This is a genomic window from Microbacterium mangrovi (assembly GCF_000802305.1).
Classification (GTDB): Bacteria; Actinomycetota; Actinomycetes; order Actinomycetales; family Microbacteriaceae; genus Microbacterium; species Microbacterium mangrovi.
Genome location: NZ_JTDK01000027.1, coordinates 1 through 26,400, shown reverse-complemented (window position 1 = coordinate 26,400; position 26,400 = coordinate 1). Strand labels below are relative to the sequence as shown.

26 protein-coding genes are annotated in these 26,400 nt (G+C 70.2%); 11 read left to right on the top strand and 15 right to left on the bottom strand.

All coding sequences use genetic code 11. From position 1 onward, the window contains the following. Positions 1 to 7: 7 nt before the first annotated feature. The 5 genes from LK09_RS19845 to LK09_RS19825 all read left to right on the top strand — a co-directional run bounded on the left by LK09_RS19845 (position 8) and on the right by LK09_RS19825 (position 6,149). Positions 8 to 562, top strand: a complete 555-nt coding sequence (locus LK09_RS19845; RefSeq protein ID WP_039403533.1) for a hypothetical protein — start codon at positions 8 to 10, stop codon at positions 560 to 562. Positions 563 to 734: 172 nt separating this feature from the next. Next, positions 735 to 2,333: an ABC transporter substrate-binding protein gene (locus LK09_RS19840; RefSeq protein ID WP_231563176.1), complete on the top strand. Its 1,599-nt coding sequence runs from the start codon at positions 735 to 737 to the stop codon at positions 2,331 to 2,333. 71 nt (positions 2,334 to 2,404) lie between these two features. After that, positions 2,405 to 3,484: an ABC transporter permease gene (locus tag LK09_RS19835; protein WP_039403529.1), complete on the top strand. Its 1,080-nt coding sequence runs from the start codon at positions 2,405 to 2,407 to the stop codon at positions 3,482 to 3,484. Then, on the top strand, positions 3,484 to 4,446 hold the full coding sequence (locus LK09_RS19830; RefSeq protein ID WP_039403526.1) for an ABC transporter permease: 963 nt from the start codon (positions 3,484 to 3,486) through the stop codon (positions 4,444 to 4,446). The genes LK09_RS19835 and LK09_RS19830 overlap by 1 nt, the downstream gene beginning before the upstream one ends. An 8-nt stretch (positions 4,447 to 4,454) precedes the next feature. Continuing rightward, positions 4,455 to 6,149 (top strand): dipeptide ABC transporter ATP-binding protein, encoded by a 1,695-nt coding sequence (locus LK09_RS19825; protein ID WP_039403647.1) that lies wholly within the window; start codon positions 4,455 to 4,457, stop codon positions 6,147 to 6,149. 105 nt (positions 6,150 to 6,254) lie between these two features. On the opposite strand, the gene LK09_RS19820 is transcribed toward LK09_RS19825, so the two are convergent. After that, positions 6,255 to 7,382 (bottom strand): phage holin family protein, encoded by a 1,128-nt coding sequence (locus tag LK09_RS19820; protein WP_039403523.1) that lies wholly within the window; start codon positions 7,380 to 7,382, stop codon positions 6,255 to 6,257. After that, complete coding sequence (locus LK09_RS19815) at positions 7,379 to 8,365, bottom strand: hypothetical protein (RefSeq protein WP_039403521.1); 987 nt, start codon at positions 8,363 to 8,365, stop codon at positions 7,379 to 7,381. Before LK09_RS19815 ends, LK09_RS19820 begins: the two co-directional genes overlap by 4 nt. 53 nt (positions 8,366 to 8,418) lie before the next feature. Here LK09_RS19815 and LK09_RS19810 point away from each other — a divergent pair, with 53 nt between their 5' ends. From LK09_RS19810 to rplI, 5 genes are all read left to right on the top strand, one after another. Next, positions 8,419 to 9,075, top strand: coding sequence for a TMEM175 family protein (locus LK09_RS19810; protein WP_052227049.1), 657 nt, complete (start codon positions 8,419 to 8,421; stop codon positions 9,073 to 9,075). Between the two features lie 132 nt (positions 9,076 to 9,207). Further along, entirely contained in the window at positions 9,208 to 9,576 is a 369-nt protein-coding gene (gene rpsF, locus LK09_RS19805; RefSeq protein WP_039403519.1) for a 30S ribosomal protein S6, read from the top strand. A gap of 10 nt (positions 9,577 to 9,586) precedes the next feature. After that, the gene (locus LK09_RS19800; RefSeq protein ID WP_039403517.1) at positions 9,587 to 10,144 is read left to right on the top strand and encodes a single-stranded DNA-binding protein; all 558 of its coding nucleotides are present in this window, start codon (positions 9,587 to 9,589) and stop codon (positions 10,142 to 10,144) included. Positions 10,145 to 10,188: 44 nt separating this feature from the next. Beyond that, complete coding sequence (rpsR, locus tag LK09_RS19795) at positions 10,189 to 10,443, top strand: 30S ribosomal protein S18 (RefSeq protein WP_039403514.1); 255 nt, start codon at positions 10,189 to 10,191, stop codon at positions 10,441 to 10,443. Positions 10,444 to 10,454: 11 nt separating this feature from the next. Further along, positions 10,455 to 10,907, top strand: coding sequence for a 50S ribosomal protein L9 (gene rplI, locus LK09_RS19790; protein WP_039403511.1), 453 nt, complete (start codon positions 10,455 to 10,457; stop codon positions 10,905 to 10,907). Between the two features lie 65 nt (positions 10,908 to 10,972). On the opposite strand, the gene LK09_RS19785 is transcribed toward rplI, so the two are convergent. The 3 genes from LK09_RS19785 to LK09_RS19775 form a co-directional block, all read right to left on the bottom strand. After that, entirely contained in the window at positions 10,973 to 12,247 is a 1,275-nt protein-coding gene (locus LK09_RS19785; RefSeq protein WP_039403509.1) for a GNAT family N-acetyltransferase, read from the bottom strand. Between the two features lie 235 nt (positions 12,248 to 12,482). Then, complete coding sequence (locus LK09_RS19780) at positions 12,483 to 13,769, bottom strand: chaplin family protein (RefSeq protein WP_039403507.1); 1,287 nt, start codon at positions 13,767 to 13,769, stop codon at positions 12,483 to 12,485. Between the two features lie 94 nt (positions 13,770 to 13,863). Beyond that, a complete protein-coding gene (locus tag LK09_RS19775; protein ID WP_156138930.1) occupies positions 13,864 to 14,988 on the bottom strand; it encodes a hypothetical protein in 1,125 nt (374 codons plus the stop codon). A gap of 485 nt (positions 14,989 to 15,473) precedes the next feature. On the opposite strand from LK09_RS19775, the gene dnaB reads away from it, so the two are divergent. Next, positions 15,474 to 16,865, top strand: coding sequence for a replicative DNA helicase (gene dnaB, locus LK09_RS19770; protein ID WP_039403504.1), 1,392 nt, complete (start codon positions 15,474 to 15,476; stop codon positions 16,863 to 16,865). A gap of 25 nt (positions 16,866 to 16,890) precedes the next feature. On the opposite strand, the gene LK09_RS19765 is transcribed toward dnaB, so the two are convergent. The 10 genes from LK09_RS19765 to LK09_RS21860 form a co-directional block, all read right to left on the bottom strand. Next, a complete protein-coding gene (locus LK09_RS19765) occupies positions 16,891 to 17,583 on the bottom strand; it encodes a response regulator (RefSeq protein WP_052227048.1) in 693 nt (230 codons plus the stop codon). Next, the gene (locus tag LK09_RS19760; protein ID WP_039403502.1) at positions 17,580 to 18,839 is read right to left on the bottom strand and encodes a sensor histidine kinase; all 1,260 of its coding nucleotides are present in this window, start codon (positions 18,837 to 18,839) and stop codon (positions 17,580 to 17,582) included. The genes LK09_RS19765 and LK09_RS19760 overlap by 4 nt, the downstream gene beginning before the upstream one ends. A gap of 10 nt (positions 18,840 to 18,849) precedes the next feature. Next, complete coding sequence (locus LK09_RS19755) at positions 18,850 to 19,668, bottom strand: ABC-2 transporter permease (RefSeq protein ID WP_039403499.1); 819 nt, start codon at positions 19,666 to 19,668, stop codon at positions 18,850 to 18,852. Next, the gene (locus LK09_RS19750; RefSeq protein WP_039403498.1) at positions 19,665 to 20,576 is read right to left on the bottom strand and encodes an ABC transporter ATP-binding protein; all 912 of its coding nucleotides are present in this window, start codon (positions 20,574 to 20,576) and stop codon (positions 19,665 to 19,667) included. Before LK09_RS19750 ends, LK09_RS19755 begins: the two co-directional genes overlap by 4 nt. Positions 20,577 to 20,667: 91 nt before the next feature. Beyond that, positions 20,668 to 21,420: a hypothetical protein gene (locus LK09_RS19745; protein ID WP_231563175.1), complete on the bottom strand. Its 753-nt coding sequence runs from the start codon at positions 21,418 to 21,420 to the stop codon at positions 20,668 to 20,670. A gap of 193 nt (positions 21,421 to 21,613) precedes the next feature. Then, positions 21,614 to 22,087, bottom strand: a complete 474-nt coding sequence (locus tag LK09_RS19740; protein ID WP_039403494.1) for an SRPBCC family protein — start codon at positions 22,085 to 22,087, stop codon at positions 21,614 to 21,616. Between the two features lie 62 nt (positions 22,088 to 22,149). Beyond that, positions 22,150 to 22,494 carry a type II toxin-antitoxin system PemK/MazF family toxin gene (locus LK09_RS19735; RefSeq protein ID WP_039403492.1) on the bottom strand — a complete coding sequence of 115 codons (345 nt, stop codon included), beginning with the start codon at positions 22,492 to 22,494 and terminating at the stop codon, positions 22,150 to 22,152. Beyond that, positions 22,491 to 22,736 (bottom strand): CopG family transcriptional regulator, encoded by a 246-nt coding sequence (locus tag LK09_RS19730; RefSeq protein WP_039403491.1) that lies wholly within the window; start codon positions 22,734 to 22,736, stop codon positions 22,491 to 22,493. Before LK09_RS19730 ends, LK09_RS19735 begins: the two co-directional genes overlap by 4 nt. A 55-nt stretch (positions 22,737 to 22,791) precedes the next feature. Next, positions 22,792 to 25,719 (bottom strand): helix-turn-helix transcriptional regulator, encoded by a 2,928-nt coding sequence (locus LK09_RS19725; RefSeq protein WP_039403490.1) that lies wholly within the window; start codon positions 25,717 to 25,719, stop codon positions 22,792 to 22,794. Between the two features lie 82 nt (positions 25,720 to 25,801). Then, positions 25,802 to 26,400 (bottom strand): HNH endonuclease signature motif containing protein (locus LK09_RS21860; RefSeq protein ID WP_197061120.1); only part of this gene is annotated, 599 nt, incomplete at its 5' end.

The window sequence follows — 26,400 nt, the reverse complement described above, 5'->3', positions numbered from 1 at the left end:
TCCCACTGTGGACCTGTGGGTGATCGTCACCGTGGCCGTGCTCGCGGTCGTGGTCGGCGTGCTGCTGAGCGGCGACGCCTCGCGGCTGTTCTTCGCGTGGGGACGCTTCGCGAAGACGGTCCGGGCATCCCGTCCCGGCGCGGTCGTGGTGCTGGCGCAGATGCGTCCCGACCTTCCGTCGCAGCTGCGGACCGTGACCGGCGACGAGGGCATCCGCGACGCGGCGCCGGACGACACCGGGGTCGCCCTGGTCGTCGACCGCACGACCCTCGAGCTGTACCGGGACCCGGCCGAGGGCCCGGTGTTCCGCTGCCCCACCCGCGAGCTCGTCGCGGCATCCCTCGCGAAGCACACGGCCCTGTCGCCGGGCACCGGACGGGTGCTGCGCACGTACCCGGCGCTCCGTCTCGCCCTGCGCGGGCAGGATGCCGCGGGCGCTCTCGATCTGGTGCCGGTGCGAGGCCCGCAGCTCGCGTTCCTCGCCGCGAAACCGGCCCGCATCGAGGCGCTCGCCGCCGAACTGCGCGCCGTCTCGGGACTCTCCGGAACCGAGGCATCCTGACACTCGGTCTCACCGGACGCGGGTCTCGGTCTGATCACGAAAACACCGGTGGATGCCCGGAATCCGGCGGTCGTGGGTGACAATGGATGCTCGCACCGCGCCACCCTGCGCGGAACCCCCCTCAAAGCAGAGGAAATCACACATGTCATTGCACACGTCATCACGCGGACGCATGCTTCTGGCAGTCGCTGCGGTCGGTGTGGCCGCTGTCGCACTGTCCGGATGCGCCGGCAAAGGCGGGAACACCGGGTCCGGCGGTTCGAGCAAGCCGATCGTCATCGGCACGACCGACAAGATCACCTCGATCGACCCGGCAGGCTCCTACGACAACGGCTCGTACGCCGTCGAGACGCAGGTGTACCCGTTCCTGATGAACGCGAAGTACGGCACCTCCGAGGTGACGCCGAGCATCGCCGAGTCGGCCTCCTTCACGACGCCGAACGAGTACACGGTCAAGCTCAAGCCGGGCCTCAAGTTCGCCAACGGCGACCCGCTGAACGCCGAGTCGGTGAAGTTCTCGTTCGACCGTCAGGTGAAGATCAACGACCCGAACGGCCCCGCGGCCCTCCTCGGCAACCTCGCCTCGACCGAGGTCAAGGACGACACCACCGTGGTCTTCCACCTGAAGGTCGCCAACGACCAGACCTGGCCCCAGATCCTCACGACGCCGGCCGGCCCGATCGTCGACCAGAAGGTCTTCCCCGCCGACAAGGTGATGCCCGACAACGACATCGTCAAGGCGAACGCCTTCGCCGGCCAGTACACGATCACCTCCTACAAGGTGAACCAGCTGATCTCCTACAAGCCGTACGCGGGCTACGCCGGCAACCTCGGCAAGGCCGCCAACGCGGGCGTCGACGTCAAGTACTACGCGGATGCCTCGAACATGAAGCTCGACATCGGCAACGGCAACATCGACGTCGCCTACCGGAGCCTGTCGGCCACCGACATCTCGTCGCTGAAGTCCAACAGCAAGGTCAAGCTCGTCACCGGTCCCGGCGGCGAGATCCGCTACATCGTGTTCAACTTCAACACGATGCCGTTCGGCGCGAAGACCCCGCAGGCGGATGCCAAGAAGGCGCTCGCCGTGCGTCAGGCCGCGGCCGACCTCGTCGACCGCAAGGCGATCGCGACCAACGTGTTCAAGGACACCTACACGCCGCTGTACAGCTACGTGCCCCAGGGCGTGCCGAACGCCAGCGAGTCCCTGAAGGGCCTCTACGGCGACGGCTCGGGCGGACCCAGCCTCGACAAGGCGAAGTCCGTGCTCGCGGCCGCGGGCGTCACCACGCCGGTCACGCTGAACCTGCAGTACACGGGCGACCACTACGGCCCCTCGTCGGGCGACGAGTACGCGGCCGTCAAGTCGCAGCTCGAGACCGGCGGCCTGTTCAAGGTGAACCTCGGCCAGACCGAGTACGTGCAGTACTCCAAGGACCGCGTCGCCGACGTGTACCCGGCCTACCAGCTCGGCTGGTTCCCGGACTACCCGGATGCCGACAACTACCTCACGCCGTTCTTCTCGAAGAACAACTTCCTCGGCAACCACTACGACAACCCCGAGGTGCAGAAGCTGATCTCCGAGCAGGTCGGCATCACCGACCCCGCCAAGCGCGGCGACGTGATCAAGCAGATCCAGGACCTCGTGGCCAAGGACCTCTCCACCCTGCCGCTGACGCAGGGCAAGCAGGTCGCGGTCGTGGGCAAGGATGTCCAGGGCACCGTCCTGGACGCCTCGTTCACCTTCCACTACGCGCCGATCCACAAGTGACGCGTGACGCAGGGCCCGACCGCCTTTCCCGGGCGGTCGGGCCCTGCGGCATCCTTCTGTGAGGTAAACCCATGGCCACCGCCATCGACGCCGCTGACCTGGTTCCCGCCGCCTCCACAAGAGGTGGGCGGGGCGGGCTCTGGCGCTACATCGTCATCCGCCTGTTCCTGATCATCCCGACCGTCTTCATCCTGGTCACCGTCGTGTTCCTGCTGATGCGGGTCACCGGGGACCCGATCACCGCCGCGCTCGGCGGCAAGCTCCCGCCCGACCAGCTGAAGGCGCGCATCCACGACGCCGGGTACGACCGGCCGCTCATCATCCAGTACGTCGACTACCTGTGGAGCATCCTGCGCGGTGACTTCGGCACCACGCTCACCGACCATCAGCCGGTGATCCAGGTGCTGCTCACCTACGGCGCCGCGACGCTGGAACTGGCGATCTACGCGCTGATCGTCGCGTTCCTCATCGGCATCCCGTTCGGGCTCATCGCCGCCTACCGGCGCGACAAGTGGCAGGACGCCGTGCTTCGCGTCACGGCGATCCTGTTCTACGCGACCCCGATCTTCTTCCTCGGCCTCATGCTGAAGCTCGTCTTCTCGGTGTGGCTCGGGGCACTGCCCGTGCAGGGACGGGCGTCGACGAGTTACGAGCTGGAGCTGCAGAGCATGCAGAATCCCACTGGCATCTACATCGTCGACGCGCTGCGGCTCGGGGACATGGATGCCGTGGGCGATGTGCTGTGGCATGCGATCCTGCCCGGGCTCGCGCTCGGTCTGCTGACCGCGGGCATCTTCCTGCGGCTCGTGCGCACGAACGTCATCGGAACGCTGGGCGCGCAGTACGTCACCTCGGGGCGCTCCCGAGGGGTCAGCGAGTATCGCCTCCTCACCAAGCACGCCTACCGGCCCGCGCTCATCCCGATCGTGACGGTCATCGGCCTGCAGATCGCCATCCTGCTGTCGGGGGCGGTGCTCACCGAGACGACCTTCGAATGGAAGGGGATCGGGTTCATGCTGAACCAGTACCTGCAGGCGCGCGACTTCGTCGCCGTGCAGGGCATCGTCATCATGATCGCGATCATCGTCGCCGTGACGAACTTCATCGTCGACATCGTCGCCGCGCTCATCGACCCGCGAGTGAGGTACTGATGACCACGCAGACCACCCCCGTCCAGGCGCCCCGCAAGCGGAGCCTCCTCAGCCGCATCCCGGTGATCTCGCAGCTGCGCCAGAGCGTCGGCCTGCAGCGGTTCATGCTCGTGCTGGGCCTCGTGCTCACGGTCACCTTCATTCTGGTCGCCGCGTTCGCCGCGTGGATCGCGCCCTACGGCTGGGCGCAGCAGTCCGTCAACGGTCACGCGTTCGGCACCACGATGCCGCCGAACTCCCTCAACCTGTGGGGCACGACCGTCTCCGGGTTCGACGTGCTCTCGCGCACGGTCTGGGGCGCGCAGACCGCACTTCTCGCCATCATCTGCTCGATCGCGTTCTCGATCGTGATCGGTGTGATCCTCGGCCTCATCGGCGGCTACTTCGGGGGCTGGTTCGACCGCACCCTCGTGATGCTGTCGGATGCCATCTACGCGTTCCCGTCGCTGCTGCTCGCGATCGTGATGTCGATCATGATCTCGGGCGGCCAGTCCGACCTGCGCTCGGGCATCCTGGCGGCGGCGATCTCGATCACGGTGGTGTTCGTGCCGCAGTACTTCCGGGTGATCCGCTCCGAGGTGGTGCGGGTCAAGGCCGAGCCGTTCGTCGAGTCGGCCCGGGTGATCGGCGTGCCGACCGCCCGCATCCTGGTGCGGCACGTGCTGCGCAACTCGACCCGGTCGCTGCCGGTCGTCGTGACGCTGAACGCATCGGAGGCGCTGCTGACCCTCGCGGGCCTCGGCTTCCTCGGCTTCGGCATCGAGCCGACGGCCGCGGCGGAATGGGGCTACGACCTCAACCGCTCGGTGGCCGACGTCTCGGCCGGCATCTGGTGGACGGCGATCCCGCCGGGCATCGCGATCGTGCTGGTGGTGCTCGGCATCACCCTGGTCGGCGAGAGCCTGAACGATCTGAGCGACCCGCGGCTGCGCACGCGCCGCCGGGCAGGAGGTGCCTCGTGAGCGACACGATGACGACCGAACCGGTCGCCCGGGTCGACGACCTGCGCGTCACGTTCGCCACCGACGGCGACCCCGTCGTCGCGGTCAAGGGCATCTCGCTCGAGGCCCGCGCCGGCGAGGTGCTGGCGATCGTGGGCGAGTCCGGGTCGGGCAAGACCGTCACGGCGAACACGCTGCTGGGGCTCCTCCCCGAGACCGCGACGCTCGGCGGGGCCGTGGTGATCCGCGGAACCGGTGCGGGCGAGACCGACGTGGTGCACGCCTCCGCGGCCCAGCTGCGTTCGATGCGCGGCCGCGACGTGGCGATGGTGTTCCAGGAGCCCTCGACGGCCCTCAACCCGGTCTACACGGTCGGGTGGCAGATCATCGAGGGTCTGCAGGCGCACGAGAAGCTGTCCAAGAAGGATGCCCGGGCCCGGGCGATCGACATCCTGCGCCGGGTCGGCATCCCGCATCCCGACACGCGCGTGGACGACTACCCGCACCAGTTCTCCGGCGGGCAGAAGCAGCGCATCGTGATCGCGATGACGCTGGTGCTCGGCGCCGGGCTCATCATCGCCGACGAGCCGACCACGGCCCTCGACGTGACGGTGCAGGCCGAGATCCTCGAGCTGCTGCGCGCCTGCCGCGACGAGTTCGGCGCGACGATCGTGCTGATCACCCACAACATGGGCGTGGTCGCCGACCTCGCCGACCGGGTGATCGTCATGTACCAGGGCGACATCGTGGAGCAGGCGCCGGTCGCCGAGCTGTTCGCCCACCCGAGCGAGGAGTACACGAAGCAGCTGCTGGATGCCGTGCCGCACGTCGGGCGCGGGAAGAGCGCCGTGCAGGATGCCTCAGCCGCCGCGCCCGCGAGCCCGCCGGCCGATGCCGTCGTGGTCGCCGACAAACTGCAGATCGCCTACCCCGGCCGTTTCGGCAGCCGCGGCGTGGTCGCTGTGAAGGGCGTGGACTTCTGGATCGCGCAGGGTGAGGTGCTGGGCCTGGTGGGCGAATCCGGGTCGGGCAAGACGACGATCGGCCGGGCCATGGTCGGCCTCACGCAGGTCGTCGAGGGGTCGCTGAAGGTTCTCGGCACCGAGCTGCGCGGTTCGTCGTCGCGCAAGCTCGCGAAGCTGCGTCCCGACATCGGGTTCGTGTTCCAGGACCCGGCGACGAGCTTCAACCCGCTGCTCACGATCGCGGAGTGCATCGCCGAGCCGCTGGTGGCGCACGGTCGCGCGTCGAGCCCGGCGAGGGCACGCGCGCGGGTCGACGAGCTGCTGGAAGCCGTGCGCCTGCCGACCGCGTACGGCGACCGGTACCCGCACGAGCTGTCCGGCGGTCAGCGGCAGCGGGCATCCCTCGCGCGCGCGCTCGCGCTCGGGCCCAAGCTGCTCATCGCCGACGAGCCGACCAGCGCCCTGGACGTCTCGGTGCAGGCGACCGTGCTGGAGCTGTTCGCCGAACTGCAGCGCGAGCTCGGGTTCGCGTGCCTGTTCATCAGCCACGACCTCGCGGTCATCGATGCCGTCGCCGACCGCGTCGTCGTGCTGCGGCACGGCGTGGTGCGCGAGCAGGGCTCCACGGTGCAGGTGCTGACCGAACCGAAGGACGACTACACGAAGCGGCTGCTGGCATCCCTGCCGGTGCCGGATCCCGTCGAGCAGCGCGCGCGCCGCGCCGCCTGGATCGCCGCGAACGCAGCGTCCGGGGCCTGACCCGGCCGGGTCCGCTCCGGCCTGATCGAGACAGGGCCGCCGCGACCAGAAACGGTCGCGGCGGCCCTGTCTCGTCGGCGCCGCCGTGGCTCGACGCGGGATGCCTCACGGATGGAACGCGCCGGCGAGCTGGATCGCGAACCAGCCGACCACCACGACGCCCATCGCGACGAGGGCGAGCACCGGAACGCCCTGACGCAGGCGGCGACCGCCGGCGGCGACGCCGATCGGGGATGCCGGTGGCAGGGGCGCGGAGGCGGGAGCGGCGAACGGCAGGCCCGGTGCACCCGCGCCGGCGGGGGAGACGGCATCCCGGTCCGGCGCCGCCCGGAGGCGCTCGTCGCGCCAGCGGCCCCACTGGGCGAGCTTGTCGGTGAGGGCGCCGACGACCGAGAACTCCCACGCCCACTGGGCGGGATCGAGCGTCGTCATGTCGCGCTGGGCGTACAGGAACAGCCAGTCGTCGACGATCTCGACATCGAGCGCGGCGGCGTGATCGATGAACCGGGCCATGATGTCGGGCGTGAACAGGTACAGGGCGTCCTGCTCATAGCCCTCCGGCGCGTACAGCGTGAAGAACCGGTCGAAGTCGCCCTCGAGGGCGAGCCGCTGGTGCCGGCCGAACTGCTCGGGCAGGTTGGAGCCGAAGAAGGAGTTGTTGCTCGCGGCATCCAGCACGATGTTCGGCAGCGGCACGTCGAGCCGGATCGCGATGTAGCCCCAGCGGTGGGTCTGCTTCTGCTTGTCGCTGCCGGTCTCGTACCGGAAGTTGCCGAACTCGACGAACCGCGGCTGGTCGCCCCGCACGATGTCGGTGGCGACCCGGCTGCGGCCCTGCCGGAAGATCATGCCCGGCAGGTCGGGGTCCCGGGCGATCGTCTGGAACTCCATGCCGTTCGCCTGCGCGAACTTCACGAGCCGGAACAGGCGCGTCGGCCGGAACCAGCGCCGCACTGTGAGCACGCCGAGGGTCACGATCACCGCGAGCAGCACAACGCTCACGAACAGGAACGGGATGCCCGAGCCGCTCCCGTCGGCGAACGAGGCGATGATGCCGCCGACGAATCCGATGAACACGACGGCGAAGACGAGGACGCCGAGCACCGCCATCGCGATCGGCACGAGGTTCGCGGCGAGACCGCCCGCACGCAGCTGCCGGCCGAACGCGCGCAGCTCGGCCGGATCGATCGGGTCGGTGAGCGGTCGCGAATCGAACGGGTGCGTGGTGGTCACCGGTTCACCTCGTCGGAATCCCAGGTCAAGGCGGAATCGGGCGCGATGGGCAGAGCCTCCACACCGGGCGTGGAGCACACGGCCCGGATCAGCTCGCGGCTGCCCGCGATGATCGTCGAGTCGTAGTCGACCTCGCTCACCAGCACCCAGGCGTGGTCGTCCGGCCAGATGATGCTGGGTGCGTACGCGCTCGGCGGGAAGCCGAGTTCCACACCCGACACGTCGAGCCAGGGCACGCGAGACTCCCAGTCGGGGGAGGTGAACTCGCGGATGCCGCCCTCGAACACGACGAAGGAACGCCCGGGCAGCTCGAGCCGGGGCGACTTCGAGATCTCCCGGGACAGGATGCCGTCCTGCCACGTCGGCGGGCGGAAGACATCGTTGAACCAGTCGCGTGTCGTCTGCGCGATGAAGTCGACTCCCTGCTCCGGATCGTCTCCGTCGAACCGCACGTACGCACTGCGCGAACCCCCGTAGCCGAGTCCGCCGACCAGGTCGCCCCAGCCGTCCCAGAGGGCCACCCCTCCGGAATCGGGTGTCGTCGTGCGCCCGCTCAGAACGCCGGCGAGGACGGACAGGACGCCGGCATCGAGCTGTCCCTCCATGGTCTGGCCGTAGTGCCACCCGGCGGCGTCCTCCGGCTGGCCCGCCGCTCCGGCGCCGTCGGTCTGGCCGACCAGAGCGCGGAACTGGGCGTACGGATGCATCGTGGTGCCGAATGCGTCGGCGACCTGGGCCCAGCTCACCGATTCGGACTCGATCTCGTGCCGTTCCGCGGAGAACTTCTGCCATCCCCGGGCATTGTCGTCGATCGAGCCGCGCGGCCACCGCTGTCCGACGGGGCGGCTGCGCGACGCCGGGTGGAACACCCGGGCGTAGGCCTCGAACCCCCGTGGGACGACATCGTGCATCGTGTGCCGCCACGGGTCGTCGATGAGCGGCTTCAGCCAGTCGCCCGCGGCGACATCCCCGGTCCAGCGCATGTGATCACGGTAGCCCCCGTCCCCGGGCGGGTGCGGTCGCTACGATCTAATTCGTGACCGAACCGGACGACGCGGCCGAACAGCAGACGGTGCTGTTCGGCGCGGAGCGCGCCAAGGCGTTCGTCGACGCGGTCGTCGCGATCGCCATGACGCTGCTGATCCTGCCGCTCATGGAGAGCGTCAACGAGGCGGCGTCCCAGCACGAGAGCGCGTGGACGTGGGTCCTGGGCCACACCGGGCAGCTGTTCGCGTTCGTGCTGAGCTTCGGCATCATCGCGATGTTCTGGGTCGACCACCACCGGGTGTTCTCGCGGGTCGAGCGCGTGTCGGTGCCGCTGCTGTGGATCACGATGGCGTGGCTGCTGTCGATCGTGTGGATCCCCGTGGTCACCGCGATGGTCGGACAGATGTCGTCCCGCGACCGGGTGCTCATCTCCATGTACATCGGCAGCATGATCCTGACCTCGGCGCTGGCCCTGTTCACGCGCCTGTACCTGCGGTCGCATCCGGCCACGCACACGATCGAACCCGACCGGCTGCTCGCGGGCATCGCCGGCGAGATCGCGACCGTCGCGCTGTTCGCCCTCGCACTCGTGCTGGCCCTGCTCTTTCCGGAGGTCTCCTACTACGCCCTGTTCCTCATGCTGCTGACCGGCCCGCTGCAGCGGCTGTTCGCGCGGATGCTGGGCGTGCGGCGTCCGGCATCCTGAGATCGCATCTTCAGCGGCCGTACGGTAGGCTGTTCAGGTTGCCTGGGTACACGTGTGTCCGGGCGGCGTGCAAACACACCCTCCTGCAACCGGGAAATGCCCGGCTGCCGCTAGTCCGAAGGAGGTGGGTAAGTGACGCACCAGTACGAACTCATGGTTATCCTGAACCCTGAGATCGACGAGCGCCAGGTCGGCGTGAACCTCGAGAAGTTCCTCAAGGTCATCACGAACGACGGTGGCTCGATCGACAACATCGATGTGTGGGGCCGTCGTCGTCTCGCGTACGAGATCCAGAAGAAGAACGAGGGCATCTACGTCGTCGTCAACTTCACCGCGACGAGCGAGGCCACTCAGGAGCTCGACCGCCAGCTCAAGCTCAGCGAGCTTGTCATGCGCACCAAGGTCCTGCGTGCTGAAGAGGCGATCGCCCAGGTGGCCGCCGAGCAGAAGCGCACCGACGAGAAGGCAGCCCGCAAGGCTGCGGCGGTCGCAAAGGCGTAAGGCGTAAGACATGGCCGGCGAAACCGTCATCACCGTGGTCGGGAACCTGACCGCAGACCCCGAGCTGCGCTACACGCAGAACGGGCTGCCCGTTGCGAACTTCACGATCGCGTCGACGCCGCGCACTTTCGACCGTCAGGCGAACGAGTGGAAGGACGGCGAAGCGCTGTTCCTCCGCGCGTCCGTGTGGCGCGAGTTCGCGGAGCACGTGGCCGGTTCGCTGACCAAGGGCTCCCGCGTGATCGCCACCGGTCGCCTCCGTCAGCGCTCCTACCAGGACCGCGAAGGCAACAACCGCACCGCCATCGAGCTCGAGGTCGACGAGATCGGCCCCTCGCTGCGCTACGCCACCGCGCAGGTGACCCGCGCGGCCAGCTCCGGCGGCAACGGCGGCGGCTTCGGCGGCAGCGACCGCGGTGGCAATGGCGGCGGAGGCTCCTTCGGGGGCAACCAGCCGCGCCAGCAGTCGTCGCGCGACGACGAGCCGTGGGCGACCCCCGGTTCGAACTCCCGCGACAACGACGGCTGGAGCGCGCCCGGCTCTTACGGCGACGACACTCCGTTCTAAAACTCCGGATGCCTCAGGCATCCTCCCCACACTAAGGAAACAAAATGGCTGGAAAGGCTAGCAGCACGCGCCGCAAGCCGCGGAAGGGCGCGAAGAACGCGGCCCCCGCGAAGGCGATCCGCGTCGGCGTCATCGACTACAAGGATGTCGCCACCCTCCGCAAGTTCATCTCGGAGCGCGGCAAGATCCGCGCCCGTCGTATCACCGGTGTCTCCGTGCAGGAGCAGCGCCTCATCGCCCGCGCCATCAAGAACGCGCGCGAGATGGCTCTTCTGCCCTACGCCGGCGCAGGCCGCTAAGGAGCACCCCCATGGCAAAGCTGATTCTCACGAACGAGGTCGCCGGGCTGGGTAGCGCCGGTGACGTGATCGAGGTCAAGAACGGGTACGCCCGCAACTACCTCATTCCCCAGGGCTTCGCTGTGGCGTGGACCCGCGGTGGCGAGAAGCAGGTGGCATCCATCCGTGCCGCCCGCGACGCCCGCGCGATCCACGACCACGAAGAGGCCGTCGCCCTCAAGACCGCCATCGAGGCCGCCAAGGTGAAGCTCACCGTCAAGGCCGGCGCCGAGGGTCGCCTGTTCGGCTCGGTCAAGACCGGTGACATCGCAGACGCCGTCAAGGCCGCCGGTCTCGGTGACCTCGACAAGCGCAAGATCCACATCACCTCGCCGATCAAGGCTGTGGGAAACCACGAGGCGACCGTTCGCCTGCGTGACGACCTCACCGCTCTGATCTCGCTTCAGGTGGTCGCCGCGAAGTAATCCGCGACACACGCACGGATGCCGCGGACCCTCGGGTCCGCGGCATCCGTCGTTTCCTGCGCGGCTCAGAACACCCAGTTGGCGGCTGCCGCGACCGGCCACGACCACGCGACGGCGGCGGGCGCGAGGGCGGCCGGATCCCGCACCTCGATCAGCCCGGCCTGGGCGAGGGATGTCCACGTGACCGAGCCCAGGTGCACCGAGCCGAGTTCGCGCACGTCGAGCACGAGCTGGGGCTCCGCGTCGGTCGGCGTCACCTCCGCGTGCCCGAATGCGGATGCCACGACCCGCCAGCGCCCGGCATTGGCCGGCACCATCGCGTCTGTCACCTCGAGCACCACGTCGATGTCGCCGGCATAGCGCCGCTCCGCGAGCGCCCGCGGCACGTCCAGCAGCCGCACCCAGGTGTGGTCGGCGTATTTCGGCTCCACGGCGCGCGGGTCGACGAGCAGGCGCATGATCGCATCGTCGGTGGCGACGTTGTCGACCTCGACGCGATTCATCAGGTCGAGGTCGAGCAGCACGGTCCACAGCCGATGGGCGGATGCGGCATCCAGCGCGACGGCCTCGCGCACGTGGACGGTTCCGTCGGATCCCATCCCCTCCCACTTCAGCGTGCGCCGAAAGGCGGCGAACGCGGTCGGGCGGCCGCCGGCATCCCGCACGACGACAAGACGCCGGGACTCGCGGCCACCACGCAGGTGTTCGGGGTCGGCATCCCAGTAGGTGCGCATGTCGGCGGTCTCACGCGTGGCCCAGCCGGGGCGGCCGAGCCCGGCGGGCAGGCGTCCGTACTCGCGGTGGATGTCGGCCACCAGGTCGCTGTGGGCGGCGGCATCCCACTCCGCGAGCTCGACGCTGAGCGCGTCCGAGCCGGCGACGGAGCGCAGCGCGGCACCCCGCGGAATGTTCAGCGACAGCACGTTGGCGGCGAGGCCGTAGCCGAAGCGGCCGTAGATCGACGGCTCCGAGGCGGTGAGCGCCGAGAACGCCTCGCCGTGGGCCAGGCAGTCGGCGAAGTGGTGCTCGATCATCGCGCGCAGGATGCCACGACGACGATGCCCGGGATGCACGCCGACCCAGGTCAGCCAGCCGCACGAGACCTCCGCACCCGGAACGGGGTAGGCCTGCAGGGCGTACGTGGCGTGGAAGCCGGTGTAGCCGGGGATTCCGTCGCGTTCGACGGCGAAGGTGCGCTCCCCCCAGGGGAGTCCCGGCGGGGTGGTCATGAGCTTGTCGACGGTGTGCTCGGTCGGGAACGCCCAGACGTCGAGCGTCAGCACGTCGCGCTGGCGCGTCTCGGGCACGGTGACGAGGCGGTAATCGGCAGGAAGCGGCATCCCTCCAGCATTGTGCAGGGATGCCGCTTCGTCCAGACGGGTCGGGCCGAAGGCCCGGGCGGCGCCGCGACCCCGGCATCCAGGCACGGACTGCCGGCGATCGGGGCGAGCCCGAGCCTTCGACGATCAACGGGAGGGTTTGAGGGCGCCGCGGCGTTTGGGGAGAGCCGCGGCGCCCTCGCGCACTGCGCGGGTCAGGGTGCGACGATCCAGGCAGCGCCGTCGCACCCCGCGCTCACGCGGTGCGCCGACGCCGAGACACGAGCACGCCGCCCGCGCCCAGCAGCGCGATGGCTGCGAAGAGCGCGGCGAACGGGATCGTCCCTCCGGTCTCGGCGAGGTCCGTGGCGTCGGCCGATGCCGCGGACGTGGTGACGGCCGCAGGTGCTGCGACCGTGGTCGTGGTCACGGGGTGCGTGGTGCCGCCGCCGGGGTTCCCGCCGCCGGGGTTGCCGCCGCCGGGGTTCCCGCCGCCGGGGTTGCCGCCGCCGGGGTTGCCGCCGCCGGGGTTGCCGCCGCCGGGGTTGCCGCCGCCGGGGTTGCCGCCGCCGGGGTTGCCGCCGCCGGGGTTGCCGCCGCCGGGGTTGCCGCCGCCGGGGTTGCCGCCGCCGGGCGTCGTGCCGGTCGTGCTGCCGGTGCTGGTGCTGTCGCCGATCACCGAGACGGCGTTGCCGCCGATCGTGACCGGGATGCTGATCGGCAGGGCGATCTGGGTGCCGCCGAGGATCGATCCGACCCCCGACGTGATCGGCCCGGGCAGCCCGGTCGACCCCGTGCCGGTGCCGGCCGGTGCGGTGGTGGTGGCGCCCGTGGAGCGGCTGTCCCCGATGACCGAGACGGCGTTGCCGCCGACGGTGACCGGGATGCTGATCGGTGCCATCACCTGGCTGCCGCCGAGGATGGAGTGGCTGCCGGAGGTGGTGGGCGAGCCGGCGGTACCGGTGCCGGTGCCGGCCGGTGCGGTGGTGTGGGCGCCGGTGGAGCGGCTGTCGCCGATGACCGAGACGGCGTCGCCGCCGACAGTGACCGGGACGCTGATGTTCACGAGGCCCTGCGTACCCGACGCGACGCCGTGCGAACCGCTCGTGGTGGGAGCGCCGGTGTGGGTCGTGGAGGCGGCCGGTGCCGTGGTCTTGGCGCCGCTGGAGTGCGAGTCGCCGACGACCGACACGGCGTTGCCGGCGATGGTCACCGGGACGTGCACCGAGACGATGGCCTGGCTGCCCGACGCGATGCCGTGCGAGCCGCTGGTGGTGGGAGTGGTGGAGTGCGGGGTGGATGCCGTCCCAGTGGTGGTCTTCGCATTCGTGGAGTGCGAGTCGCCGAGCACCGAGAGTGCGTTGCCGGCGATGGTGACCGGGGCATCCAGCTTGACGATGGCCTGGGTGCCCGAGAGCAGCCCGTCGTGGCCGGTGGTGGATGGTCCTGAAAGCGTGTCCGCGTTCGCGGCCACCGAGCCGAGCAGCGTGATGCCGCCGGCGAGAAGCGTGCCGAACAGGGCGCGCTTGACAAAGGTGTTCATGATGTCCTCCCCAGGACGAACGTGACGAATCGGAATGAAGGGTGTTCGCGCGCACGCGAGCTTCTGCCGTGCACGGGGCACGGCCGATTCGACGTCAGTCGGGGGAGGTGTCGGTGGCGTAGACGGGTGCGTGGGGGACGCGGTCGTCCTGCTCTCGGCGGCGCATCCAGGCACGGTATGCGGCGACGAACGCCAGGATCGACAGGGCGCCCAGGGCACCGGTGGCTGCGCCGGAGGGGCCGAACGAGCAGGCACCGCCCAGCACGCACTGCGCCGACATGCCCGCGAAGGGGCTGCCGGGAGCGGCGGGGGCGGAAGAAGTGGGGAACCACGCGGCGGCGACATCCCGCGCGCTGACCAGGGCGACCGCGGCGAAAGAGCGCGTGAGGGTCGCCATGGTGGAGCCGATTGCGGATGCCGACGCGGCATCCACCGGGGCCGACAACGCGGGCGGCGAGACGGCGCCCACGGCACCGGGGCTCGCGACGCCGGGAAGGCCCGCCGACGGGCTGGAGGGCGTGGTGCCGGGCAGAGCGCCGTTCGGGTCCGAACCGGACCCGGATGCCCCGGGACCGGTGAGCACCGGCGGAATCGAGCCGGTGACGGCGCCGGCCGTGCCGCCCACGACGGTGCCGACGGTGGTGTCGACAGCGCCGGCGACGCCGGTCAGCGTGGTGTCGATCCCGGTCGTCTTGACGATGTCTCCGACCACGGGGACCGCGGTGACGAGCTGGACGACGGGTGCCACGAGCGGCTTGGCGACGCCGTTCTCGACGGCGTGGACCACAGGGGCGACGACCGGCTGGACGACCCTGGTGGTGGCCGTGGCGACCGTGCGCTGCACGGCGTGGACCACCGGCGTGGTGATCGCACTGACGACCGGCACCTTGGCGACGGTCGTCGTGCTGGACTGGACGGCCCGAGAAGCGACGTCGGCGACGGCCGACGTCTGCTGGATGACGCTCTTGGTCGTCTGGGCCACCGCGCCGGTGGCTCCGGTCGTGGTCTGGGTGACGGCGCCGGTGACTTTCGCCACCGTGCCGCTGACGCCGCCGAGAAGGCCCCCGCCCGGTGAGGCGGTGGTCTCAGCGTGTGCGGCGGTCCCGCCGAACAGAAGGCTCGCGAGCATCCACAGGAACACCCCCAGAGCACCCAGGCCGGCGAGCACGGTCACGCGGACGACGGGGCGGCTGAGCCGCTGCGTCTGTGTCGCGTCCATGTTCACCTCCACGCCGAATGCCGCCACACGACTGCGCGGTCATCACGAACATGATGAGAGCCGACGTGCGGTCTATGGGGTGCCTGGAAGACACACGGTACGCCCGCGTCTCGGCGCGTGTCAACGGTGAGTTCGCAATCGGCCACGCCCGGGCGGGAGAGGACTTGCGCAGGCGGATGTTCTGTGCATCAATCCACACCCCTTCGAACCTTCAACAACTACTTCAACCCACATCTTCATCCACAGGCTGTGAAAGAAGAAATCCCTGATCAGAGGTGTGGAGATCGGAAGATGTTCACGGAGTTCCCGCAGTTCTCCACAGGTGTTCTGCACAGGCATCACGGCGTTTCTCGCATGCTCTCCACAGAGTTATCCACAGGCCGCGGAAGTCGCGTCTTGCCGATGTCGGAGCCCGTCCTTACCGTGGGATGCGGCCGTAGCGAGGGAGTCCCGATTCTGCGCGCGCCGGGAGGGAATGAACATCCGTGTCGATCGCTGACATCTCCGAAGAGCGCCTTGGCGGTCCCCGCGAGTTCGAGCGCAAACCTCCGCACGACGTCGTCGCCGAGCAGAGCACGCTCGGCGGGATGCTCCTGTCCAAGGATGCCGTCGCGGACGTCATCGAGTCGCTGCGCGGCACCGACTTCTACCTCCCCAAGCACGAGCTGATCTTCGAGGCGATCCTCGCGCTGTACTCGCACGGCGAGCCGACCGACGTCGTGAGCGTCGGCGACGAGCTGATGAAGACCGGCGAACTCGACCGCGCCGGCGGCGTCGACTACCTGCACTCGCTCACCTCGATCGTCCCCACCGCGGCGAACGCGGGCTACTACGCCGGCATCGTGTCCGAGCGGGCCCTCCTTCGTCGCCTGGTGGATGCCGGCACCCGCATCGTGCAGATGGGCTACAACGGCCAGGGCGACGCTGTCGACCTGGTCAACAACGCCCAGGCCGAGATCTACGGGGTCACCGGGGCGGAGGCCGCCGAAGACTACGTGCCGCTCACGATCGCGGTGGATGCCGCGGTCAACGAGATCGAGGCCGCGCGCGGCCGCGACGGTCAGATGACCGGCATCCCCACCGGCTTCGTCGAGTTCGACCAGCTCACCAACGGACTGCATCCCGGCCAGATGATCATCATCGCGGCGCGGCCAGCCATGGGTAAGTCGACGCTCGCCCTCGACTTCGCGCGGTCGGCCGCCATTACGAACAACATGCCGACGATCATCTTCTCGCTCGAAATGAGCAAGTCCGAGATCGCGATGCGTCTCATGAGTGCCGAGGGCTCGGTGCCGCTGCAGTCGATGCGCAAGGGCACGCTCGACTCGCGCGACTGGACCACGATCGCCTCGACCCGCGGCCGTATCAACGACGCGCCCCTGTACATCGACGACAGCGCCAACATGACCCTCGTCGAGATCCGGGCCAAGTGCCGGCGGCTGAAGCAGAAGGTCGGCCTGCGCATGGTGATCATCGACTACCTGCAGCTGATGTCGTCCGGCAAGAAGGTCGAATCCCGTCAGCAGGAGGTCTCGGAGTTCTCGCGTGCGCTCAAGCTCCTCGCGAAGGAGCTGGGTGTGCCGGTCATCGCGCTGTCGCAGCTGAACCGTGGTCCCGAGCAGCGCACCGACAAGCGTCCGCAGGTGAGCGACCTGCGCGAGTCGGGTTCGATCGAGCAGGATGCCGACATGGTCGTGCTGCTGCACCGCGACTCCGTCTACGACAAAGAGAACCGTCCCGGCGAAGCCGACCTGATCGTCGCGAAGCACCGAAACGGTCCGACCGCCACCATCGAGGTGGCGTTCCAGGGCCACTTCTCGCGGTTCACCGACATGGCCCCGAGCGACTTCGGCGGCGGAGGCGGGGACTTCGAGTAACGGGCGGCCAGCACGTGAGCACCCCTCACTCGGCCGGCGGGAGGGGGTCCTGGTCGCCCACCAGGTGCAGGCGGTGCGCCAGGATCACGGCGTGGATGCGGTCTCGGGCGCCGAGTTTCGCGAGCACGCGGCCCACGTGGGTCTTCACCGTCGATTCGCTGAGGAACAGCTGCTGCGCGATCTCCGCGTTCGTGAGCCCGCGACCCATCGCGAGGAACACGTCCCGCTCGCGATCGGTCAGCGTGCCGGTGTGGTCCGGCACTGAGGCGGGAGCGGGCTGCGCTGCGAGGCGGTTCACCAGCAGGCGGGTGATGCGCGGGGACAGCGGAGTGTCGCCGCGGTGCACGGCGCGGATGGCGGCGGTGAGCTCGGCGCGCTGCACGTCCTTGAGGAGGAAGCCGCTGGCGCCGGCCTCGAGCGCGCCGAAGGCGTACTCGTCGAGATCGAAGGTCGTGAGCACGAGCACGCGCGTCTCGGGCAGTTCGCGGACGATGGATGCCGTCGCCGCGATCCCGTCGAGCACCGGCATCCGGACGTCCATCAGCACGACGTCCGGGCGCAGCGCGGAGGCCACGGCCACCGCTTCGCGACCGTCGCCCGCCTCGCCGACGACGACGAAATCGGGCTCCGCCTCGAGCACCAGCCGGAAGCCGACGCGGATGAGCGCCTGGTCGTCGGCGATGAGCACGCGGATCGGCGCGGGGTCGTCGGGGGTCACTGGGGCTCCTCGATCTCGGTGAGCGGGTCGGCCTCGGGCATCGGGAGCGTCGCGGTCAGCTCCCAGCCGCCGTGCCCGTCGGGGCCGGCCGCAAAGGTGCCGCCGATGTGCGCGACCCTCTCGGCGAGCCCGCGCAGGCCGAACCCGCCGGGGCCGGTCGCCGGTTCGGCGCCGTCGTTTCGGACCGTGATGGTCGTGGCATCCGCGTCCTCGTGGAGGAGGACCCGGATGGATGTCGCCGACGGCGCGTGCCGCATGGCGTTGGTGACGCCCTCCTGGACGATGCGCCCGACGGCGTACCGGGTCGACTCGGGCAGGTCGGCGCTCCCCGTGACGACGAGCGTCGCCGGATACCCGGCGCGCTGCGCGGCCGCGACGACGTCGTGCGGGGACACCGGGGCGAGCGGCGCCAGCGGCGCATCCTGGTCGCCGTCGCGCAGCACGCCCAGCATGGTGCGCATCTCGGTGAGCGCCTCGCGCGCGGCCCCTGCTGCGGCATCCATCGCGCCGCGCGCCCGCTCGATGTCGGGGGTGGCGCTCGCGCCCTCGGCGAGGGCGACGATGACGGTCAGCGAGTGCGAGACGACGTCGTGCATCTCCCGCGCGATGCGGGCCCGCTCGTCGGCCGCGGCCAGCTGCGCCTGCTGGTCCCGCTCGACGACGAGCTGGCGGGATCTGTCGATGACGGCCTCCAGGTAGCGCTTGCGGTTGCCGACGTTGATGCCCACGAGGGCGCCGATGAGGCCGGCGACGGCTGCCGAGATCAGCCCGTTGATCGCGTTCTGCAGCGTGACCGCCGTGGTCGCGAGCCCCACCAGGCCGGCGAGAGCGATGGCGCCCGTCCCGACGCCGTACGCGATCCAGCACAGTCGGCTCGACCCGTACACCGCGACTGCGTACATGGGGATCGTGAGAAACGGCGATCCCGCTGCCGACGGTGAGCCCAGCAGAGTGATCAGCATCACGATCGCCAGGATGAACGGGATGAGCGGCCAGCGCCGCCTCAGCATGAGAGAGCCGGCGGCGGCCACGGCGATCACCGTCGCGACGACCTCGACGACGCGGACGCCACCTGACCAGCCCCAGTCCGACACGGCGGTCGCCACCGCGATGAGCAGTCCGATCAGCGTGACGAGGATGTCGGTGAGGAGCGGATGCCGGGCCCAGAACTGGCGGATGACGCCCGGCGGCCGGGGGAGCAGCAGCTCCGCGTCCGCCGAGGCGGACACGGAGCTGCGGTGCGACCCCCGAGGCATGCGGTCGAGCCTACGCGTCACGCGTGCGCAGGAGCGCCCAGCCCGCGAGGAGCGGCACGAGCGCCCAGGCGGTCAGCGTGAGCAGAGCGCCGCCCGCGCTGAGAGGCGCCAGGTCGGAGGGCAGGATGAGGTTCTGCGAAGCGGACATCGGCAGGTAGTGGCCGAGCTCCGACACCCACGCCCACGATCCCTGAGCCGGGAACATCGACGTGACCACGGGGAGCACGAAGAGGATGCCGACGACGGCGGCGATGGCCCCGGCACCGCTGCGGATCACGAAGCCGAGCCCGACGCCGAGCAGCGCGAAGACGGCCATCGAGAACGACGCGGACAGCAGCGGAAGCCACGTGTCCGGACCGCTCGCCCAGTCGACGGAGGTGTCGTGGCGCGCCAGGATGGGTGCGGTCGCGAGTGCGGCGACGGTGAAGGTCACGAACGCGGTGACGAACATGAGCACGGCGCCGACGATCGCCTTCGCGGTGAGCACGCTGCCGCGGATCGGGTCGGCGGTGAGGGTCGAGCGGACCATGCCCGTCGAGTACTCGCCGGTGACCGTGATGGCGCCGAGAATTCCGGCCAGGAGCATCGTGAACTGGATCGGGGCGACGGCGACCATGATCGGCCGGTCCATCTGTCCGCCGACGGTGAGGGCGAGGAGCACCGCGATGCCGATCGTGAGGGCGACGGTGATGCCCACCGACCACCAGGTCGAGCGGACCGTCGCGATCTTGACCGCCTCGCTGCGCAGCTGGCCGCCGAACGTCAGCCGGTACGGGGACCGGGTGCGCACCGCGGGCACGGGAGCGGGGGTGTGGGTGAGGGTGGTCATGCGAACTCCTTGGTCTTGTACTCGACGGCGGTCTCGGTGAGGGCGAGGTACGCCTCTTCGAGGGATCCGCTCGTGGTGGTGAGCTCGTGCAGCGGGATGCCGCCGTGCGCAGCGGTGTCGCCGATGGATGCCGCGGTCGCGCCCTCGACGTCGAGCACGCCCGGGGCGGGCGAGGTCACGCGGATGTCCGGTCCGGCGACGAGTGACGCCAGCTCGGTCGCGCGGGGGCTCTGCACGCGGACCGTCGTGGTGGTCCACGCCCGGACCAGGTCGCCCAGGGGCGCGTCCGCGAGCACTTTGCCGCGGCCGAGGACGACGACGTGGTCGGCGGTCTGCGCCATCTCGCTCATGAGGTGGCTGGACAGGAGCACCGTGCGGCCCTCGCCGGCGGCATGGCGCACGAACTCACGGACCCACCGCACGCCCTCGGGGTCGAGCCCGTTGACCGGCTCGTCCAGGATGAGCGTGTGCGGGTCGCCGAGAAGGGCCGCGGCGATGCCGAGTCGCTGTCCCATGCCGAGCGAGAACTTGCCGGCGCGTTTGCGGGCGACCGAGCCGATCCCGGCGAGGTCGATGACCTCGTCGACTCGGGAGCGCGGGATGCCGTGCGTCGCCGCGATGGCGCGCAGGTGGTTCAGGGCGCTGCGGCCGCCGTGCACCGCCTTGGCGTCGAGGAGCACCCCGACCTCGGTGATGGGGGCGCGCAGCGCCCGGTAGTCCTGGCCGGCGACCGTCGTGCGTCCGGACGTGGGCCGGTCGAGGCCGACGATCATCCGCATGGTGGTGGACTTGCCGGCGCCGTTCGGGCCGAGGAACCCGGTCACCTTCCCGGGCTGAACGGTGAACGAGACGTCATCCACCGCGGTCTTGTCTGCGAACCTCTTCGTGAGGTGCTCTGCAACGATCATGCTTCGACGGTACGGAGCGGGCCCCTCCGTCCGCATCCGCCCGCGGTGCCGACCTCGGCGGCGCCGGTGGTACCGCCGGATGACCCGGGCGTCAGCCGGCGGACTCGGTGAAAGAGGTGTAGATGCCGGCGATCGCGACACCGGCGAGGTGCCACTCGCGCGTGCCCTCGGGCCCGAGGGCGACCACGCGGGGCGTGTCGACCGCGGCGGGGTCGATGCGACTGTGGTCGCTCATCCCGTCGATCATCGCCATGATCGCGAGCGCGAGGTCGCGCTCGGTGACCCCGTCGCGCATGCGGAGCCCGAACGCGGCGTTCAGACCGCCGTAGATCTCGGCCATCCGATCCAGGTACCGCGCCTCGATCTCCACGAGGAGGGTGCGGATGCCGGCGCCACCCGGAACGTCTCCGCTGACCAGGGCCGCGCACATCGTCCGGTAGGCGCGCCACGCGACGGTGTTCTCCACGGTCTGCATGTTGTGCGCCACGGCGACGCGGAGCGTGTCCCGCAGCATCCCCTGCCGTTCTTCGTCCGAGGAGGCGTGCGCGCCCATCTCCACGACCTGGTCGAGAAGCTGCCTCGTCTGCTCGTCGAAACCGGTGTCGAAGCCCGGGTCCCGTTCGAAGAGCGTGCGCACGAGGTCTGCGATGAACGCGATCCGGTCGGGCCAGATCCGGAACACGGTGGACCGGGGAACGCCGGCGATCCGGATGAGATCCTCGAGCTCGATGTTCGCGTAGTCGAGGCGCAGGCCCTCGTGCTGCACGCGGTTCACGGCGGCATCCAGCATCAGTGCACGGGTCTCGCCCGCGGGCCGGCGTGAACGGGGAGCGTTGGAACGCATCATTCGATTATCACCGGCGACCCCGTCGTCATCACAGCCTGAAAAGGAGTTGTCGCGGTGCCGGTCTCCCCCAAGAGCCGGCACCGCGACGGTCCTCCACACGACGGCAGGGTGTGGCGTCTGCGGATCGACGTGCCCCACCTCCCCAGGCGTGGGTACGCCCTTCCACCATAGAGACTGGGAGTCTCAAGTCTCAAATCGGATACGACGCAACGAACCGCCATGCGTCACGCGCGGCATCGGCGTCCAGAGCGATGCGCAGGTGCTTCATGGTGCGACGGTTCTCGCGGTGGGTCACCGCGACGATGACCGGATGCAACCAGCGCAGGCGCCCCGCGGTGGTGATGGTCCCGGTGCGGGTGACCGTCGCACCGTCGCCGTCCGGGGCGATGGCGTAGACGATGCCGATACTCAGGGTGCCGTCGGCCGTCGCCTGGAAGAACTCGACGCGCTCGGGTGGGACGGCCGCCACGATGCGTCCGGCCAGGTCGCCGATCGGTGTTCTGTCGACGTAGTCGTGGCGCTCCGTCGGCGGGATGCCGGGACCGCGAAAGGTGGATGACCGCGGCAGCCAGGCGCTCAGCCCCTGCACGTCGATGAGGCGCGCGAAGGCGGCCCCCGGCGTGGCCCGCGTGTCGATCGTGATCGTCCTGGTGCTGGTGCCCACGCCGTCTCCCTCTGCTGACGGAGCTCGGGCCTCGGATTCGGGTTGTGAATGCGGCTGCGTGCTCACATGCCGGCCACGAGGCGGATGCCGAGGTTGAGTTCATTGAGAACGTACGCCGGAAGATGCCCGACGGGGAAGGGCTGTATGTACTCCCGGCTGACCGGTCCCAATTGAGTGACCAGAGCAACCGAGTCCCTGTCCAGTCCTGATGCCGCTGCCGGGACGAACACGTTCCCGGGAAGGCCCTCCTGCGCGAGGTTCGACGTCAGCGGCACCACCAGCACGGTGTTTATCGATGTCGCGAGCAGCCAGTCGTCTTGCAGGACGACTGTGGGCCGGAGTTTCGCGGGTTCGGATCCGCGCGGATCCCCGAAGTCCACCCAGACCACATCGCCGCGAGCGATCACCAGTCGGAACCCGAGAGGATCACACGCTGAGCCTCAGCGAGCAGGAGCCCGTCGCCCGCGGGCTGTCCCGCGCGCTCCAGCGCAGCTTCGGCAACAGCTGTCAGTGCACTCGTTCCCTCGAGCTCATCTGCGTACCGCGCTCCCGCGCGGCGATAGAACTCCGACCGGCTCATTCCGTTGCGGGACGCGACCCGTTCAAACCGCTCGAAGTCTGCGTCAGGCACTGAGATCGCTGTCTTCATGACATGAGTATAACCGGTATGACCAATGGTGGCTCGAGTGAGACACCTTCTCCCGTCAGGCGTCGGACAGGGCCGAGAACAGGGCGGCGGCCTGTGCCCGGTTGCCGGCGCCGACCTTCGCCAGGATCGCGGAGACGTGCACCGACGCGGTCTTCGGGCTGATGAACAGGCGCTCGCCGATCTGCGCGTTCGTGAGACCTTCGGCGACGAGTGCCAGCACCTGGCGTTCGCGCGGGGTGAGCGTCTCCAGCACCGGGAGCGGGGCATCCGCCGCTGTGGTCAGGCCCGCCCGCGCGGCGAGCTCCGATGCGGATGCCCCGATCCGCCGCACGCCGTGCTCACCGGCGGCCTCGGACACGGCGGCGAGCACGCCCACCGCGCCCTCGCGGTCTCCGGCGGCCAGACTCGCCGCGGCGAGAGAGAGCTCGGCCAGATGCCGGTGACGCACCGGCAGGGTCGCGGCATCCGGCCCGTCGAGCACGGCCCGCCACGACTGAACCCGGTCGCGCGGTGCGGCGCGGTCCGCGTCGGCGAAGGTCGCCTCGATGAAGCGACGCAGCAGCGGCGCGGTGCCGCGGTCGGGCCAGCGGCGGACGGCATCCTCGATCGTCGCCCGCAGCTGCGCGGCCTCGGCCTGGGCGACGACCGGATGCGTCGACGCGACCGCACGCAGCATCAGCGCACCGGCGATGGCGGCGTAGCGGCCGGTCTGGGGTGCCATGCCGACGCGCTGCAGAACCGCGTCGACCGCGGCGAACCGCGGCACCCAGTCGTCGTCGGCTCTGACCGGGAGTCCTGCGGCCGCTGCGACGACCGCGTCGACGGACGCCGGCACCCACCAGTCGATGCGTGTCGGATTGCGCCGGCGAGCCTCGTCCAGAGTGGCCCGCTCGACCGTGCGCAGCGCATCGCGCTGCTCGGGTTCGTCGTTCCATGCGTAGTGCGTCGACAGCAGCCGCACGGCCTGGATGCGCGAGCCCCGTTCGAGCAGACGCCGCGCCCGCTGGGCGAACTCGAGCGCCTCGGGCACGCGACCGAGGCTGAACAGCGCGTGCGCGGTCTCGAGGGCGAGATCGCCGGTGAGCCCGCGGTCGAGTCCTGCGCCGACGGCGTCTTCGAAGTGTGCGCAGCCGACCGCAGCGGCATCCTCATACCTGCCGAGGCGCCCCAGCATGTCGGTCAGGGCCGACCCGACGTACGCCCAGGCCGACGGATTCAGGTCCAGGGCTCGGGCGCGTTCGAGCGGCTCGAGTGCGGCCACCTCGTCGTCTTCGACCTCTGACAGCCGCCATGCCTCGTTCGCGAGGGCGATCGCGAGCGCCGAGGTGCTGCCGGACTCCTCGGCCAACGCCACGGCGCGGCGCAGGTGCTGCTGCGCGCTGGCGTCGTGATGACCGGCCGCGATGTTCGACAGCGTGCGTGAGAGCAGGGTCTTCGCGCGCGGGTCGTCGAGACCCTCCAGCAGCTCGCGCGCCTCGTGCAAGCCGGTGCGGTCGGGGCGGCGTCCGGTGTTGAACTCCTCGACGTAGCGCTGCCGCAGCAGCCCGGCGCGCAGCACCGGGTCGTCGATGGGGCAGCTCAGGCCCTCGTTCGCGGCGCGCAGCGAGCGCTCGGCATCCCCGAGGTCGTGCCACGCGGTCGCCGCCTGCAGGTGCAGATCGGCCGGTGTCGTGCCGGCCCGGGCCTCGGCATCCGGAACCTGCGGCCACAGCTCGGTCAGCCGTTCCACGAGCTTGACGGATGCCGCCGGAGCGAAGGTCGCCCGGGATGCCTCGAGCGCGCGCACCGTGGCGTCGAACGCGCGGGGGAGGTCATGGGCGGCCAGCCAGTGCTCGGCGGCCGCCGACACGGCATCCGGCCCGTCCGACGCGTCGGCGGTGAGCACCTCCGCATAGCGGCGATGCACGCGGACCTGCTCGCTCGGCAGCATCTCGCCCTCGACGGCCTCGCGCGTCAAGGCGTGCCGGAACGAGTAGCCGTCGCCGTCGGCCGAGATCACCCGATCGTCGATCGCCTCGCGCAGGGCCCGGTCGAGGTCGTCGTCGGGGAGGCCGGCCACGGCGGCGATCAGGGCGTGATCGACGTGCACGCCGCCGGCGGCCATCGTGCGGATCAGCGCCCGGGCGTCGTCGCCGAGGCGTTCGTACCGCGCGAGCACCAGGTCGCGCAAGGTCTGGGGAAGATGCATGTCGCCGATGTCGACGAGCTCCTCGACCAGGAACGGCACGCCGCCGCTGCGATCCGCCAGCGCGCGGGCGTCCCCGCGCCCGGCCGCGTCGCCGGTCAGCATCCGCACCTGCTCGGTGACCTCGTCGGCGCTCAGCGGCAGCACGTCGACGCGCACGATCGCCCGGACGCGGTCGAGCTCGGCCAGCAGCGGCCGCAGCGGATGGAATCGGTCGATGTCGTCGGAACGATAGGTCGCGACGACCGTCAGATGGCGCCCACGCAGCGTCGTGGCGAGCGTCTTCAGCAGGGCCAGCGTGGCCGCATCGGCCCATTGCAGGTCTTCGACGACGACCACGACGTGGTGCTGCACGGAGAGTCTCTCCAGTACGGTCTCGATCGCCTCGGCGAACTCGAACGTGGCGTCGTCGGGGGCGGATGCCGCGTCGTCGTCGAGGCCGGGAACGAACGCGGCCAACGTCGCCCGCACCGCCGGTGAGCCGGCCGCCTCGCGCAGCGCGGCGGACCCGACGGCGTCGTGCAGGTCGCGCAGCACGCGACGGATCGGGCCGAACGGCGCGCCGATCGGCCCGAGATCGACGCATTGCCCGACCGCGACGACCACGGGCATCCCTACCGGGCGCCTCTCGATCTCGTTCAGGAACTCGCCGACCAGGCGCGTCTTGCCGATGCCGGCCTCGCCCCGCACGAGCACGGTGCGAGGCCTGCCGGACTGCCCCTCGACGAACGCATCGACCAGGGCCGCGAACTCGCGCTCGCGCCCCACCATCCGCGGACTCGACGCGAGCACAGCCATGCCCCTATGCTCCCACCGACCTCCGACATTGGGGCTGCGGTCGGGTGCGGCGGCTCGAGCAGACCGGCCACCGGTGGGTGCGTCAGAAGGGGGCGTGCTGCCTGTGTTCTCGGTGGGGCGAGTGCGGTTCGGGCGCCGGGGCGCCGGGTGGTCGGTCTGGTATGAACCGGACGGCGGCCGGGGGTCGGGTGCGGTACCCGCGGCGGGTCGGGGATGTGAACTGCAGGATGCCGCCCGGGAGCTGCTCGACATGCCAGTCGGTGTGGTGCTTCACCGTGTGGTGGCGTTCGCACAGGCAGGCGAGGTTGCACAGGGCGGTGGGGCCGCCCTCAGCGTGTGCGGTGGTGTGGTCGATGTCGCATTTTTGGGCGGGGCGGCGGCAGCCGGGGAACCGGCAGGTCTCATCTCTGGCTTGCAGGAGGCGTTTCATCGCGGTGCAGGGGCGGCGTTTGTCGACGGTGACCGGGACCCCGGTGGTCGGGTCGGTGAACACTCGGTACCAGTCGTCCGATCCGCCGGCCAGGGTGCGGGCGGTGTCGTCATCCACGAGTCCGGCCCCTTCCACGGTGGCGCCGCCGATGGTGGTGCCGGCGAGGGTGGAGGCGGGGATGGTGAGGTGCACGGTGGCTTGGATGGCGCCGAGGGTGTCGCGGTGTTCGGGGGTGGTGCCGTGCCCGTCGG